The organism is Streptococcus pluranimalium (assembly GCF_047785745.1).
Lineage (GTDB): Bacteria > Bacillota > Bacilli > Lactobacillales > Streptococcaceae > Streptococcus > Streptococcus pluranimalium_B.
Genome location: NZ_JBLOJT010000246.1, coordinates 1 through 520 on the forward strand (window position 1 = coordinate 1; position 520 = coordinate 520).

Genomic DNA, 520 nt, shown 5'->3' on the forward strand with positions numbered 1-520 from the left:
CAAGAGGGAGACCGAGCAAGATGGGACGTAAACGCAATAAAACCTGGGATGAAATGACGGAATTAGAGCGCCTTCAAAAGGAAAATGAACGTCTCCGAACTGAGGTGGCCTTCCTAAAAAAGTTGAGAGAACTTCGTTTAAGGGACGAAGCTCTAGCGCGCGAACGGCAGAAACAATTAGAGACATGGTCCAAGAAGGATTCCGACTAGACCTCCTACTTGCGACAGCTAAAATGCCTCGCTCCACCTATTATTATCAAGTCAAGCAACTGGATAAACCCGACAAGAACAAAGCAATTAAGACTGAAATTCAAGCCATTTATAATGAACATAAAGGTAATTACGGCTATCGTCGGATTTATTTAGAACTCAGAAATCGTGGATTTGTGGTCAATCATAAGAAAGTTCAACGTCTCATGAAAGTCATGGGCCTAGCAGCCCGCATTCGTCGTAAGCGCAAGTATTCTTCTTACAAAGGTGAAGTTGGTAAGAAAGCTGATAATCTGATCAAACGTCAATTC

General features: G+C 42.7%; 1 pseudogene. It reads left to right on the forward strand.

Going from position 1 to position 520, the window contains the following annotated elements:
- Nucleotides 1-520 (forward strand): annotated as a pseudogene (locus ACMZ6U_RS10750) (IS3 family transposase); the annotation flags it as partial.